The sequence below is a fragment of the Streptomyces sp. Tek67B01 genome, assembly GCF_055231995.1.
On the sequence record NZ_JBUYUY010000001.1, the window covers coordinates 1,305,282 to 1,317,737 of the forward strand.

Here is a 12,456-nt window from a genome sequence, read left to right on the forward strand (position 1 = left end):
TTGGCCGCCTACGGTCGAACGCATGACACACGGCACCACCACGGCGGCCCTCGCGGGTTTCGGCACCGGCCTCTCCCTCATCGTCGCCATCGGGGCGCAGAACGCCTTCGTCCTGCGCCAGGGCGCGCGCAGGCACGCCGTCCTCCCGGTCGTGGCCATCTGCGCCGTCTCCGATCTCGTCCTCATCGTCCTGGGGGTCGCGGGCGTCGGCGCCTTCGTCACCGCCTGGCCGGCCGCGCTCACGGTCGTCGGTGTCGCCGGGGGCGTCTTCCTGGTCTGCTACGGGGTGCTCGCGGCCCGGCGCGTCCTGCGGCCCGTTCCGGGCGCGGCCCTCGGCACTGACGGCGCCAGCGCCGGCTCCGCCCGCCGGGCGGTGCTGACCTGCCTGGCCATGACCTGGCTCAACCCGCACGTCTACCTGGACACCGTCCTCCTGTTGGGTTCCCTCGCCGCCGATCGGGGCGATCTGCGGTGGGCCTTCGGCATCGGCGCCGGGGTGGCCAGCCTGACCTGGTTCACCACCCTGGGCTACGGCGCCCGGCTGCTGAGCGGCGTCCTGGCCCGTCCGGCGGCCTGGCGGGTCCTGGACGGGCTCGTCGCGGCCACGATGGTGACGATGGGCGGCATGCTGCTGGCCCGTGCCTGACCGCGCCCGGCCGCCGGGCGACCACAATGGTGAACACCCCATGCCCACCCCCACCCCCTCCCCTCACCAGGAGCCCGAGTGCCGGACCGCCACCCACCGGACCGCACCTCACCGGACCGCACGAGCCCCGGTGAGACGGGCGCCGACCACGCCGCCCGGCGGCCCCCGCTCCTGATCGCCACCGGGATCGTCTTGGACGCCCACGGGCGGGTCCTCGTACTGGCCACCGGCCGGGACGCCTTCGAACTGCCGGGCGCCGCGGCCACGGACACCGAGACACCCGAAGAGGCCCTGACGCGGGGGCTGCGGGAGGAGCTGGGCCTGGTGGCCGCGGTCGGTCGGCTGCTCGCCGTCGACTCCCGCGGACCCGACGCGCACGGGCCGTCCCTCGTCACGCACGTCCATCTCGTGGGACCGCTCACCGGCGCGCAGACCGCCTCGATCGCCCGTACGGGCGCCGGGATCACCGGGGCGCGGTGGCTGACGCCCGAGGAGGCCCGCGAACGGCTCCCCGCCCCCGGCTGCCACCGGCTTCGCGCCGCCCTGGCCGCCCTGCACGCCGGTTCCTTCGCGCACTTGACGGACGGCAGTCCCCAACCCGGCTCGCCGGCAGGGCTTGACCCCACCCGCCGGGCCGAACTGGAGCACGCGGGCGCCTTCGACGCCGCCGCTCACCGCGCGTCGCGCCCCAAGGCCGTCACCGCCGCGAGCGTACTGTTCACCGACCCTGCCGATCGCGTCCTGCTGGTGCGCCCGGCCTACGGCAAGCCCGGCCGCTGGATCCTGCCGGGCGGCGGCGTGGAGAGCGACCTCGGGGAGACCCCGCGGACCGCCGCCGCGCGCGAGGTGCGCGAGGAGACCGGCCTGCACCGCGCCCCCGGACGTCTGCTCGCCGTCAACTGGGCGCACAAGGAGGGGCGTCCGGCCCGTATCCGCTTCCTCTACGACGGCGGTGTGCTCGACCCGGCCGAACTCGCCGGCATCCGCCTGCCGCGGGGGGAGTTGCTGAGCTGGCGCACGGCGGCCCGGGGCGAGCTGCGCGGCCTGGTCAAGCCCCTGCTGCGCCGACAGATCGAGGCCTGCCTGACCGCCCGGGCCCAGGGCACCGGGCCGTTGGAACTGCACGCCGGCCGCCCCTGCGGGGACCCCCGTGCCCGAGGAGCCTCGTCAGGGGGGAACTCCGCATGAGGAACCCTTGACCCAAGGTTGACCCCTTCCCAGGTGAGCGCGCCGGGCCCGGCAACTACGTTCCCCTCCATGTCTCTACGACCCCCACCCCTGCCCGTACTCCCCTACCGAAAGCCCACCCGCGGCCGCGACTACTGGATACTCGACGACGTACTGCCGGACCCGGACGCCGTCCGGCAGCGCTGCCTGGCCAGGGACGACTGGACGGAGGGCTACCCCCACAAGCCGGAGAGCTGGCCGGGCCTGCGCACGATGCCCGCGCTGGAGCCGGCCGAACTCGCCCACGTGGAGCGCCTGGTGCGCAAGGCGACGGGTGCTGCGAAGATCTGGGCCCAAGCGCCCGCCGGGGGTGGCACGTTCAACCACAACTGCGTCCAGGTCGTCGGCGCGGGCGAGTGCGAACCCCGCCCCCACACGGACTCCCGCACCCTGTGCCGCTACGCGGCCGTGCTCTACCTCAATCCCCTGGTCCCCAAGGACTGCGGCACCAGCTTCTACCGCCAGCAGCTCGCGGGCGGCAGCCTCGGCGGCAACCAGGTGGCGGCCCCGCACAACAACCTCGTCGACGCCCTGGGAACCCGTTTCGTCTCCCCCGACGCCTTCGTCGAGGACGTGCGCGTCCCCCACAAGGCCAACCGCCTGCTGCTCTACTCCGCCAACCTGATCCACACGGCCACGGGTTACAGCGGCACCACCTTGGAGGAGAAGCGCATGACGGCGGTCTTCTTCTGGATGGCGTGACGCCACCGCGCACCCCGACCCGAACCCCCTGAGCCCCGACCCGGGGCGCGGGCGGTATCGTCGGGCTCCGGGAGGTCGTCGGAGTGAGCGCGAGGCGCGGAGGGGGGGCGGAGGGTGCCTGGGGGCATCTGCTGCTGGTCGTCATGCTCGCGCTCGGTGTCCTCGTGATGCACTCGGTCGGGCACCCCGACAGCCCGACCGCCCACCCCTCCGCGCAACCGTCCGCGCACCGGGCCGCCCATCCGACCGCGCACGCTTCGGCCGTGACGGCGGTCGCCGCCCGGGCCGACGGCGCCCGAGCGACGCCGCACGCCCCGGACATGCGCATGGACATGGCCTCCCTGTGCGTGGCCGTGTTGGGCGCCGCGACCCTCCTCGTACTGCTGCGCGCCGCCCTGGGCCGCGCCGGTGGCGGGCCGGCCCGGCCGCGCGCGGGCGCGGTGACCGGGTCGGTCCCGCGCCCCCCACCACGGATACCCGATCTCGCGACCCTGTCGATCCTGCGCATATAGGCCGAACGCCGCCGCGGGCCGGTCCACCCTGCCCGCGTGACCCCGTTCGTCCACCCTCACGCAGATCAGACACAGCGAGGTTTCACCATGCCCAACACCACACTCCGTCGCCGTATCCCCCTCGCCGCCACCGCGACCGCCGCCGCCCTGCTCCTCGCCGCCTGCGGGGGCGGCGGCAGCACGATGGGCGGCATCGAGCACGGCGCCCCCACCGCTTCCCGGGCGGCGTTCGGCGCGGCCGACGTCACGTTCGCGCAGCAGATGATCCCCCACCACCAGCAGGCCGTGGAGATGGCCGCGCTCGCGGACGGGCGGGCCCGGGACACCGAGATCAAGACGCTCGCAGCCGCGGTCCGCACCGCGCAGGACCCCGAGATCCGGACCATGCGGTCCTGGCTCGCGGCCTGGGGCAAGCCGGAATCGGACACCGCCATGCCCGGCATGGACCACGGCTCCGGTGCGCACGACGGATCGGGCGCCGGGATGATGTCCGACCGGGACATGAAGGACCTCGACGCGGCCCAAGGCACGGACTTCGACAAGAAGTTCGCCCGCCTGATGGTCGCGCACCACAACGGGGCGATCGAGATGGCCCGCGCCGAACAGCGCGGCGGCGTCAACGCCGACGCGAGGAAACTGGCCGACGACGTGGTCAAGAACCAGTCGGCGGAGGTCGAGAAGCTGAACGCGGTCCTCGCCCGCCTCTGACCCGCCTCCCCGTGCGGCCGCCCTGCTCCGGGGCGGCCGCACGGCCCCTGGGCCGGCCGCCTGCCCCACCAATTCGGGTGCGCGCGAGCGCCGGGCGCTGACAGCATGCGGGACATGACCCCTGCCGCCGCTGACGGCCCTGCTTCTCCCGCCGCCCCTGCCTCTTCCGCCGTTCCCGCCGCCGCCCTCGACGCCCTGGAAGGCCTGGCGCTCGCAGACGCCTTCGGGGAGCGTTGGTTCCCGCTGTTCCGCCCCGAACAGGAGGCGCTCGAAGCGATCCGGGCACGCCGGACGCCGGAGGAGTCGCCCTGGCCCTGGACCGACGACACCGCCATGGCGCTCTCGATCCACCGGGTCCTGGCGGAGCACGGCTCGGTGCACCAGGACCGGCTGGCGGAGGCTTTCGCCGCGGCCTACACCGCCGACGCCCACCGCGGCTACGGCTACGGCATGCACCAGTTGCTCCCCCTGCTCGCCGAGCACCCGGCCGAGTGGCGGACCCGGAGCAAGAGCCTCTTCGGCGGCGAGGGCAGCCTCGGCAACGGGGCGGCGATGCGCGTGGCGCCGTTGGGCGCCTGGTTCTGCGCCGACCTCGACGAGGTGGTGGAGCAGGCGGCGTTCTCCGCCGAGGTGACGCACGCCCACCCCGAGGGGATCGCGGGAGCGGTGGCCGTGGCCCTCGCCGCGGCACTGGCCGCGCGCAGCCGCGACCGGCCCGCGCCCGAGGCGCCGGTACTGCTTCGGGAGGTCGCCGGACGTACGCCCGCGGGCCCGATCCGCGACGGCCTGCGCAGGGCCGCCGACCTGCCCGGGGACACCGGTGCGCGCCGGGCCGCCGAGGTCCTCGGCGACGGCCGGCGGATCCGCGCGAGCGATACCGTGCCCTTCGCCCTGTGGTCCGCCGCGCGGCACCCGGACAGCCTCACCGACGCCTTGTGGACCACTGCGGAGGGGCTCGGCGACGTCGACACCACCTGCGCCATCACCGCCGCGATCGTCGCGGCGCGCACCGGCCTGGCGGGCGTTCCCCGGGCCTGGCTCGAACGCCGCGAACCGCTGCCCCCGTGGGTAGGCTCCGCCTGAATCCGCTACACCCGCGGTTCGGGGGCGGGGGCGGGTACGCAGGCCCAGGGGGCGGGGCCGGTCGCCGCGGCCCACGCGTGGAGGGCCTGCCGGTCGAAGCAGAGGATGCCGCACTGTTCGGCGTACTCGACGGCCGGGGCCGTGAAGTCGCTCGTGGTGACCACCGCGGCCACCTCCGCCTCGTGGACGGCGAAGCAGGTGCCGCCGAAGCGCTGCATGTCCTGGGATCCGACCTTGTTGGTGGCGCAGTAGCGCTTGCACTGGATGACGATGCGCCGCCCGTCGGGTGCGATGGCGACGATGTCGGCGCCCAGGTCCCCCGCGCCCCCTACGACGCGTACGTCGAGGCAGCCGTCCCGTTCGCACAGCTCGGCGACGGCCCCCTCGAACGCGTCACCGTCGAGCGCGTCGTAGTCCTCCGCGTCCACTACCGCGTCCACTACCGCGTCGAATGCCACCGCTTCCGTGGCCACCCGGTGCGTCTCGGGTACGAGCGGCGCGGGGGCGGGCGCCGGCTCCACGAGCTCCGCCGCCGCGTACTCCAGCGCCCGCGCCGCACGGCGCGCCGCCCGGCGCGGGCGCAGCCGACGCCCCGCGCGGACGGAGCTCCACGCGACCGCGACACAGCCGGCCGAGGCCAGTACGGCGACGAGGGGGTGCGCGGCGGCGGCTGCCGCCAGGACCCGTACGGCGAAGCCGGCGCCGCACACGAGCAGCGCCACGGCGGCGAACCACAGTGCGGTCGCGCGCAGGCTGAACCGGTACCTGCGCCCCGCCGTGCGCACGGTCGCGGGTATGGGCTGGGTCTCAGTGGTCATCGGCGCATCGCCCCCCTGTCGTCCCAAGACCTCTGTAGGTGCAAGATCGTTTCTGACGTGTGCCCGGCCGAGCGGCCTTGAAGCGGCCGACGGGCCGCTCATCGGACCGTCCGGCCAAAGAGGCAAAAGAAGGCGGCGAAGCCACGTTTGCGTTCCGGGATCGGGGCCATACGGCTTGATGTCGGTGGGCTGGTGCTTCGAGCGGTGTGGCAGGCCACCGGGATCGGCGTCCGCACGCGGCACCCCCTCCCCCCGGGTGTCGCGTGCGGACAACCGAAACGACACGACACACAACGGCACGACCCGCTGCCGTACCCGCCTCTCCCGGCACACCGGGCCCCGACCGCTGCCTCCCCGCAGCGCCGAACGGCCCGCCCGACGGGCCGGTACGGCGGCTTCCGCTGTCCGAAGACGCACGAACCGACCGCACGGGGAAGGTTGAGGGATGTGGCACGCAGAGGGGAACGTCCGGCGCCCGTCGACGCGAGGTCCGGGCCGGTGAGCGCCACGGTGGCGGACGAAGGGCTGCGCGCCGTCTCCCGCGGCGGCGCCGCTCGCGAGGTCACGGCGCGCAGCGGGCTGGTGGCCCGGGGCGTGCTCTACGCGATGACCGGGCTTTTGGCCGTACGGGTCGGCCTCGGCACCGGCGGCGGCCGGGAAGCCGACCGGCAGGGCGCGTTGCAGGAGCTGGCCGGGAAGCCGTTGGGCCCCTTCCTGGTCTGGGCCGTCGGCATCGGACTGGCCTGCATGATGCTCTGGCGGTTGTCCGAGGTCGCGTTGGGCGCCGCCGGCCCCAAGGGCGACGCGGCCACGAAGCGGCTGGCCTCGGCGGCGCGGGCGGTGTTCTACGCCGCCGCCGCGTACTCGGTCCTTTCCTTCGCGGCCGGCTCGGGAGGCACCCGCTCCAGCGACGAGCAGTCGCGTGACGTGACGGCGCGGGTCCTCGGGTGGCCGGGCGGCCAATGGCTGGTCGGCGCGGTCGGCGCGGCCCTCGTCGTGGGCGGAGTCGTCACCGCCGTGCGGGCGGTGCAGCACAAGTTCCGCAAGCACATGAACCTGAGCGGACTCTCCCCCCAGTGGCGTCGCGCCGTCGATCTCCTCGGCCTGGCGGGCGGTGTGGCGCGCGGTACGGTCTTCGCCGCGGCGGGGGCTTTCGCGGTGCACGCGGCAGTGCGCTACGACCCCGCGCAGGCGAAGGGCATGGACGACACGTTGCGCACGCTGACGCAGACCCCCGCCGGACCGTTGCTGCTGGTGGCGGTGGCCATCGGGCTGATGCTGTTCGGGGTGTTCTCCTGGGCGATGGCCCGGTGGCGGATCGTCTGACCCGGCACCCCGCGGGCCCCGTCCGGGGCCCGAACCGTACGTCTGTGTCCCCCGGCCGGTTCGGCCGGGGGACACAGACGTACGGGGCGAGGCGAATGTCAGGTCATGTACCCCGGACCGTCCTCGGTTCCCTCACGGCTCGTGGAACCGGGGGCGCCGGCGGTGGTCCCGCCGGTCGCGGCGGCCTTGGCCTGGTCTGCCGTTTCCCGGCCGGCCCGGCGCAGATCCTCGGCCGTCTCCTGTCCCGCGTCCTTGGCTTGTCCCCGGGTGGTCGACACGGCGTCCTGCGCGGCGGACTTGACGGACTCGACCGCCTCGGCGGCGGGTTCGCGCAGTTCGTCCCCGACCTCTTGGGCGGCCCCCAGGGCCGTCTGCTTCACGGGCTCCAGCAGCTCTTGTCCGTGCTCCCGCAGTTGACGTCCCGCCCGCTCCTCCGCCTCGGTGGTCGGCAAGAGGCTCCCGGCGAGCAGACCGGCGCCGAAGGCGATGAGGCCCGCGGCCAAGGGGCTGCCCTGGGTCTGCTTCCGTGCCCGGGCGGGCGCCTGCTGGAGGGTCTCGCTCACGTCGCCCACCGCCTCCCGGGCGGTGTCCGCGATGTTCTCCACCGCCTGGCCGGTGCCGTCGGTGATGCCTTGTGCGGTCTCGTGCGCCGTGCCCATCACGCGCTCCTTCACCCCGCCCAGCCCCCTTCGCACCGAGCTGACCCGCCGCTGCGCCATGCGGCGCGGCGTCATCTTGTCGGCGAGGAGGTCGACGTTGCGCGCCAAGTGGGCACGCCTGTACTCCACATCGGTTCTCAACTGATCGGGTGTCGTGCCCATCGGGCGTCCTCCTTCACCGCTTCCACGGTCTGCTCGGGCTTGAGGTTGACGGTCCGCAGCTGTTTGCGTCCGTTGACGTAGAGGATCGCGCCGGCCACCGCCCACACAGCCGTGACGATCAGCGCCGCCCACGCGATGTCCATGGCATGGGACAGGGCGAAGACGATGGTCAGGCTGCCCAACAACAGGGCCAGGTGACCGGCGTAACCCGCGCCGCCCAGCATCCCCACGGCTTTGCCCGCCTTCGTCGACTCCTGCTTGATCTCGGCCTTCGCCAACTCGATCTCGTCACGGACCAGGTGTGAGAGGTCCGTGCCGATCTCGGAGATCAGGTTTCCGATCGACGGTTCGGTCTGCGGCTCGGTCCACCGCTGACCGTCGGGGGTCCACCGGGGTGGTGCCGACGGGGCCGGCGGCCGTTCGTGTGCGGAGATGGCCACGGTCAACCGCCTTCCGTCGGGTGGGCGCCGCCGGTTTCCGAGGGGGAGCCGGGCGAGTACGGCGGCGGGGCCGGCGCGCCCTGCGGGGCCGGCGTCACGTGAGGCGGCTGTGACTGTCCGTAGGTGTCGAGGGGATCGCTGTACGCCCCTCGGCCGGTGCCGGGCGGCGCGCCGTTGCCTTCGGTGGCGGGCGAGACCGCGGGCGAGGGGCCAGGTGAGGGGGCGGCGAACCCGTCGCTCCCCGCCGCCGGGACGGCACGCGGGCCGGTCGTGCCGGAAGGCGCCGCGGCGCTGAGGCCGTGGACCACGCGCGCCGCCGCGAAGCCCGCCAGTGCGGCTCCCGCGAGGAACACACCGGGGCGGCGGCGGGCGAAGTCCTGGAGGTCGCCCACCAGGCCCTCGGGGCCACGTTCTTCCATGCGGTCGGCGACCTGGCGGCCGCTTTCCGCCACGCGGCCGACCAGTCCGGCCGCCGTGGAACCGGACCCGCTGTTCTCGCTCATCTCGCGCAGTTCGTCCGAGAGCCGGCGCACGTTCCCGGCGAGGCGGCGCGTCTGGGTCCCCGCCTGGTCCTGGAGCTGGTCCCTGAATTCGCCGATGAGGTCCTTGGCCTGGCTCGTGGCCTCGCCGACGACCTGTCCCGCCTGCTCCTTGGCGGTCTGGGCCACGTCGGTCGCCTTGTCGCCGGCCTTCGCGGCGCTCTCCCCCAGCGTGTCCTGGGCCGTTCGCGCTACCGCCGCCGGCGTTCCGGCCGGACGGCGGCCTGAGTCCTGGATGTCAGTCAAGGCTCTTCTCCTCGTCGATCGAAGCAATCAATCCGTCCTCCACCCGCGCGTACCCGTCCGACCGCGACGAACCCCAAAACGGAGCAAAAAAGACATAACGTACTCAGGGTGGAATACGCGCTCAAACGGGTACCAAAACCGTCCAATCGCAGACGACGGCGGAGTGGTGCGTGATCGGTGATGGCCGACTGCAAAGTTCCCGACTACCGCACGGGCAGGCGCGGGCGGCACTGGACGCACGCCCTGCGCAGTGCCCAGCGAGCCGGGGCCGTGATCGTGACGGACGACACCGGGGAGCCCGTCGCCTACTCGCACGCCGACAGCGGACCGGGCCGCCTGCGCCCCTGGGTCGGCGCGGACGGCGTGCGGCACGACAGTTACGAGGTGCACCCGGAGTGGTAGGTCCGTCCCGTACGGGCCCGGCACGACAGAAAGGGGCCCGCCCCTCACGGGTCGGGCCCCGAGCCTGTGGGAACGGGGTACGCGCTACCAGCGGTACCAGCGGCCGCCACCACCGCCACGCGGCCTGGCCACGAAGCCGATCAGCCAGATCACCAGGACCGCCAGCGCGATCCACCAGAGGATCTTGATGGCGAAGCCGGCGCCGAAAAGAATCAGCACGAGCAGAAGAACGAGAAGCAGCGGGACCATGGTCATCCACCTCCGACACGGGTCTGCCCGGGGCGAATCCGTCCATGCCGCGCTCTTACGTTTTTCTTATCCGCGCGGCATCCGTGCCGGTGCGTCCCGCTCAGGCCGCGGACAGAGCGCCGCGGCCGTGCCAGTCGAGGCAGACCACCAGCGCGTCGTCGTCCGCGTCGGCGTCGCGGTAGTCCCGCAGCGCCCGCAGGACCGCGGTGGGGACCTCCGTGGCCGGAAGCAGGGCCGCGGAGGCGATCGCCCGCGCCAGCGCCCGCTCCTCGTACGCCTCGCCCCCGGGCGAGGAGGCGGCGTAGACCCCGTCACTGACGAAGACGAGCCGGTCGCCCGGCAGGACGCGGAACTCCTGGAGCCCGTACTCCGACTGGTCGAACATGCCGAGGGGGAACTGGGCCTCGAAGGGCACGCGCTCCACGGCCTTGTCCCGCTGGCGCCACAGCTGCGGTGAGCCGGCGTCGACGACCTGCACCCGCCCCGTGGCCAGCTCGAAGGAGAGCAGGAGGGTGGAGACGTACGCTTCGCCCCGGTGCGTGGCGTAAAGGGCCTGGTCGGCCAGGGCGGCCTGATCCGCGATGCCGATGCCGGCGCGCCTGGCGTTGCGCAGGGCGTTGACCGCGAGGTTGGTCAGCAGGGCCGCCTGGATGCCTTCGCCCATGCCGTTGGTGATGGTGAGGGTGAGGGTCTCGGCGGTACTGGCCCAGTCGAAGTTGTCCCCGTGGATGGCGTACGCGGGCTCCAGCTGGGCGCCGATGGAGTACTCGGCCCGCGCGCAGGCGCGGGCCGGCAACAGTTGCCACTGCATCTCCGCCGCCAGGGTGAGCCGGCTGACGCGGCGCGCCTGGAGGTAGACGTCCGTGTCCCGTTCGGCGACGAGGACCTCGTGCCCGAGCAGGCCGGCGATCTCGGCGAGGTCGTTGCGGGACTCGGGGGTGCACGATTCGCCGGGCAGCGACACCGAGAGGATGCCGAGCCGGTCCCCGCGGACGGTCACCGGCAGGTGCATGACGATCACGCCCGGGCCGGTGTCCTCCTGGCAGGGCACCTGACTTCCGAAGGCGCGGCCCGCGACGGTGCTGTGGACGGACAGCGCGGTGGCCGAACGGGGTACGGCGGTGACGGGGTGCAGAGTGGCGAGGCTGTAGTCGGCCATCAACAATTCCACGGCGTACGCCCCGTAGTGGGTCGCGAGGGCGGAACGGGCCGCCTCGATCAGTGCGTGCGGAGCGGCGGCGCGCAGGGCGCGCTCGACAGCCAGGAAGTTCGTCATCGTCGGGTCAGGCTCTCTAGAGGGTCACGGTGGTCGAGGGTGACAGGGGTCGAAGGTCACGGTGGTGGTGGGTCACGGCGGCCGGTGGGCGGCGGTCGGCGGGGGGCGGTGCGGAGCGTGCGGGCGGAGCGGGGCAGGACAGGCCCGACGGCGGCCGGGGCGACGGCCGAGAGCTGCCGGGATGGCTGGGGCAGGGTGCGGGATGACACAGTAGGCCAATGCCCCCGCCCGGCCAGCACCCCGACCACCTGGCGGCAGCCCATGCCCTGAGCACGGTCTCGCAGTTGCTCGACGTGCTGTGGGCCCGCGGGCAGGAGGCGGTGGCGACCGGCTCGGTCCCCCCGTCCCAGCTGCGCGCTCTCTTCGTCATCGAATCGAACCAGGGCGTCAATCTCCGGGCGTTGAGCGAGGCGTTGGGCTCCCGCCCGTCGGCGGTGAGCCGCCTGTGCGATCGTCTCGAAGCCGTCGGGCTGCTCCGCCGGACCGCGAGCGCCCACAGCGCGCGAGAGATCGAACTGCGCCTCACCCGGGCGGGGCAGGACACGCTCGATCAGATCCGCGCCTTCCGCCGGCGCGAGGTGACCGACGTACTGGCCTCCATGCCCCCCGCGCAGCTTGCCGCCCTCACCCTCGGACTCGCCGCCTTCGAGGACGCCGCCGGTGCCCGCATGGGGCTGCCCCGCCGCGATCCCGGCGCCCCCGCCGCCATGACGGACACCGCCTGAGCCGGTCCCCGCCGCGCACCGACCCCGGAACCGGGGCCCCCGGTACGCCCGCCCCCACCAGCAATTGTTGCCATGTGGAAACTATATCGCTAGCGTGGAGATCCTGGTCGTGCGTGAAGGCCGGAGCTGCGCAGCGCTGACCAACGAGGTGGCGGCGCCGCAGAACCCGAAGCGGGAGACGACCGTCCGGTCGGCCTCGCCGTAAGCCCATGAGAGGCCATCTGTGCCGACGACTCGTATCCACCACCTGAACAACGACCTGTTGAACGTCACCACTGTCCGGACCGAGAACGCGTGGGTCATCACGGTCAGTGGCGAGGTCGATCTCGACACGATCGACCCCCTGCGACGCACCCTTGAATCAGCGGCTTCCCCCCGCCAACCCCTGCCCGTCGTGCTGAACCTGAGGGACGTGAGCTTCGGTGGCGCGGCCCTGATCAACATCCTGCTGCGAGCCCGCCTGAGCCTCGGCCCGGACCGGCTCAGCCTCGCGGAGCCGGCGCCCCGGGTGATCCGGCTGCTTCGTCTGACCGGCCTGGACGCCCACTTCGCGATCAGCCCCCGCCCCTCGGTCCGCCCCCGGCGGGACCGCGTCGCGAAGGTCACCTACCACCCGTAGACCCACACGACTCGTGCGGCCCCCGTACGCCCGCAGGCGATACGACCGCGGCCGACGGGACTACCGGAACACGACTGCGGGCGGTACGACGGGGCGCGAGATTTCCCCGTCGTCGGA

16 protein-coding genes are annotated in these 12,456 nt (G+C 73.6%); 10 read left to right on the plus strand and 6 right to left on the minus strand.

Going from position 1 to position 12,456, the window contains the following annotated elements; translation table 11 throughout:
* The first annotated feature begins 22 nt into the window (after positions 1 to 22).
* The 6 genes from ACV7NM_RS06020 to ACV7NM_RS06045 all read left to right on the plus strand — a co-directional run bounded on the left by ACV7NM_RS06020 (position 23) and on the right by ACV7NM_RS06045 (position 4,878).
* On the plus strand, positions 23 to 646 hold the full coding sequence (locus ACV7NM_RS06020) for a LysE/ArgO family amino acid transporter (protein WP_463409287.1): 624 nt from the start codon (positions 23 to 25) through the stop codon (positions 644 to 646).
* Positions 647 to 724: 78 nt separating this feature from the next.
* Positions 725 to 1,834 carry an NUDIX hydrolase gene (locus ACV7NM_RS06025; protein ID WP_463409288.1) on the plus strand — a complete coding sequence of 370 codons (1,110 nt, stop codon included), beginning with the start codon at positions 725 to 727 and terminating at the stop codon, positions 1,832 to 1,834.
* Between the two features lie 69 nt (positions 1,835 to 1,903).
* Positions 1,904 to 2,575: a DUF6445 family protein gene (locus ACV7NM_RS06030; RefSeq protein WP_463409289.1), complete on the plus strand. Its 672-nt coding sequence runs from the start codon at positions 1,904 to 1,906 to the stop codon at positions 2,573 to 2,575.
* Between the two features lie 83 nt (positions 2,576 to 2,658).
* Positions 2,659 to 3,087, plus strand: a complete 429-nt coding sequence (locus ACV7NM_RS06035; RefSeq protein WP_463409290.1) for a DUF6153 family protein — start codon at positions 2,659 to 2,661, stop codon at positions 3,085 to 3,087.
* Between the two features lie 87 nt (positions 3,088 to 3,174).
* Positions 3,175 to 3,795: a DUF305 domain-containing protein gene (locus ACV7NM_RS06040; RefSeq protein WP_463409291.1), complete on the plus strand. Its 621-nt coding sequence runs from the start codon at positions 3,175 to 3,177 to the stop codon at positions 3,793 to 3,795.
* Positions 3,796 to 3,909: 114 nt separating this feature from the next.
* Positions 3,910 to 4,878, plus strand: a complete 969-nt coding sequence (locus ACV7NM_RS06045; protein ID WP_463409292.1) for an ADP-ribosylglycohydrolase family protein — start codon at positions 3,910 to 3,912, stop codon at positions 4,876 to 4,878.
* A 5-nt stretch (positions 4,879 to 4,883) separates the two neighbouring features.
* On the opposite strand, the gene ACV7NM_RS06050 is transcribed toward ACV7NM_RS06045, so the two are convergent.
* Positions 4,884 to 5,696 carry a restriction endonuclease gene (locus ACV7NM_RS06050; RefSeq protein ID WP_463409293.1) on the minus strand — a complete coding sequence of 271 codons (813 nt, stop codon included), beginning with the start codon at positions 5,694 to 5,696 and terminating at the stop codon, positions 4,884 to 4,886.
* A gap of 498 nt (positions 5,697 to 6,194) precedes the next feature.
* Between ACV7NM_RS06050 and ACV7NM_RS06055 the strand changes: the two genes are divergently transcribed.
* Positions 6,195 to 7,022, plus strand: coding sequence for a DUF1206 domain-containing protein (locus ACV7NM_RS06055; RefSeq protein ID WP_463409294.1), 828 nt, complete (start codon positions 6,195 to 6,197; stop codon positions 7,020 to 7,022).
* Between the two features lie 98 nt (positions 7,023 to 7,120).
* Here ACV7NM_RS06055 and ACV7NM_RS06060 read toward each other — a convergent pair whose 3' ends face one another.
* The 3 genes from ACV7NM_RS06060 to ACV7NM_RS06070 are packed head-to-tail and all read right to left on the minus strand — an operon-like array spanning position 7,121 to position 9,068.
* Entirely contained in the window at positions 7,121 to 7,843 is a 723-nt protein-coding gene (locus ACV7NM_RS06060; protein WP_463409295.1) for a DUF3618 domain-containing protein, read from the minus strand.
* The gene (locus ACV7NM_RS06065) at positions 7,819 to 8,283 is read right to left on the minus strand and encodes a phage holin family protein (RefSeq protein WP_463409296.1); all 465 of its coding nucleotides are present in this window, start codon (positions 8,281 to 8,283) and stop codon (positions 7,819 to 7,821) included. The genes ACV7NM_RS06060 and ACV7NM_RS06065 overlap by 25 nt, the downstream gene beginning before the upstream one ends.
* A gap of 2 nt (positions 8,284 to 8,285) precedes the next feature.
* On the minus strand, positions 8,286 to 9,068 hold the full coding sequence (locus ACV7NM_RS06070; protein WP_463409297.1) for a hypothetical protein: 783 nt from the start codon (positions 9,066 to 9,068) through the stop codon (positions 8,286 to 8,288).
* A 180-nt stretch (positions 9,069 to 9,248) separates the two neighbouring features.
* Between ACV7NM_RS06070 and ACV7NM_RS06075 the strand changes: the two genes are divergently transcribed.
* Positions 9,249 to 9,470, plus strand: coding sequence for a hypothetical protein (locus ACV7NM_RS06075; protein ID WP_463409298.1), 222 nt, complete (start codon positions 9,249 to 9,251; stop codon positions 9,468 to 9,470).
* 84 nt (positions 9,471 to 9,554) lie between these two features.
* Here the strand turns inward: ACV7NM_RS06075 and ACV7NM_RS06080 are convergent, their stop codons facing one another.
* Positions 9,555 to 9,725, minus strand: a complete 171-nt coding sequence (locus ACV7NM_RS06080; RefSeq protein WP_366080522.1) for a hydrophobic protein — start codon at positions 9,723 to 9,725, stop codon at positions 9,555 to 9,557.
* 94 nt (positions 9,726 to 9,819) lie between these two features.
* Positions 9,820 to 10,995, minus strand: coding sequence for a PP2C family protein-serine/threonine phosphatase (locus ACV7NM_RS06085; RefSeq protein ID WP_463409299.1), 1,176 nt, complete (start codon positions 10,993 to 10,995; stop codon positions 9,820 to 9,822).
* Between the two features lie 218 nt (positions 10,996 to 11,213).
* Between ACV7NM_RS06085 and ACV7NM_RS06090 the strand changes: the two genes are divergently transcribed.
* Together ACV7NM_RS06090 and ACV7NM_RS06095 are read left to right on the plus strand one after the other, a co-directional pair.
* The gene (locus ACV7NM_RS06090; RefSeq protein WP_463409300.1) at positions 11,214 to 11,720 is read left to right on the plus strand and encodes a MarR family winged helix-turn-helix transcriptional regulator; all 507 of its coding nucleotides are present in this window, start codon (positions 11,214 to 11,216) and stop codon (positions 11,718 to 11,720) included.
* A gap of 223 nt (positions 11,721 to 11,943) precedes the next feature.
* Positions 11,944 to 12,339, plus strand: coding sequence for an STAS domain-containing protein (locus tag ACV7NM_RS06095; RefSeq protein WP_463409301.1), 396 nt, complete (start codon positions 11,944 to 11,946; stop codon positions 12,337 to 12,339).
* Positions 12,340 to 12,456: the final 117 nt, after the last annotated feature.

Coding starts and splice junctions, on each gene's coding strand:
- ACV7NM_RS06080 (WP_366080522.1), bottom strand. CDS start 9,725: ATGACCATGGTCCCGCTGCTTCTCGTTCTTCTGCTCGTGCTGATTCTT.
- ACV7NM_RS06040 (WP_463409291.1), top strand. CDS start 3,175: ATGCCCAACACCACACTCCGTCGCCGTATCCCCCTCGCCGCCACCGCG.
- ACV7NM_RS06020 (WP_463409287.1), top strand. CDS start 23: ATGACACACGGCACCACCACGGCGGCCCTCGCGGGTTTCGGCACCGGC.
- ACV7NM_RS06030 (WP_463409289.1), top strand. CDS start 1,904: ATGTCTCTACGACCCCCACCCCTGCCCGTACTCCCCTACCGAAAGCCC.
- ACV7NM_RS06050 (WP_463409293.1), bottom strand. CDS start 5,696: ATGACCACTGAGACCCAGCCCATACCCGCGACCGTGCGCACGGCGGGG.
- ACV7NM_RS06060 (WP_463409295.1), bottom strand. CDS start 7,843: ATGGGCACGACACCCGATCAGTTGAGAACCGATGTGGAGTACAGGCGT.
- ACV7NM_RS06085 (WP_463409299.1), bottom strand. CDS start 10,995: ATGACGAACTTCCTGGCTGTCGAGCGCGCCCTGCGCGCCGCCGCTCCG.
- ACV7NM_RS06090 (WP_463409300.1), top strand. CDS start 11,214: ATGCCCCCGCCCGGCCAGCACCCCGACCACCTGGCGGCAGCCCATGCC.
- ACV7NM_RS06075 (WP_463409298.1), top strand. CDS start 9,249: ATGGCCGACTGCAAAGTTCCCGACTACCGCACGGGCAGGCGCGGGCGG.
- ACV7NM_RS06045 (WP_463409292.1), top strand. CDS start 3,910: ATGACCCCTGCCGCCGCTGACGGCCCTGCTTCTCCCGCCGCCCCTGCC.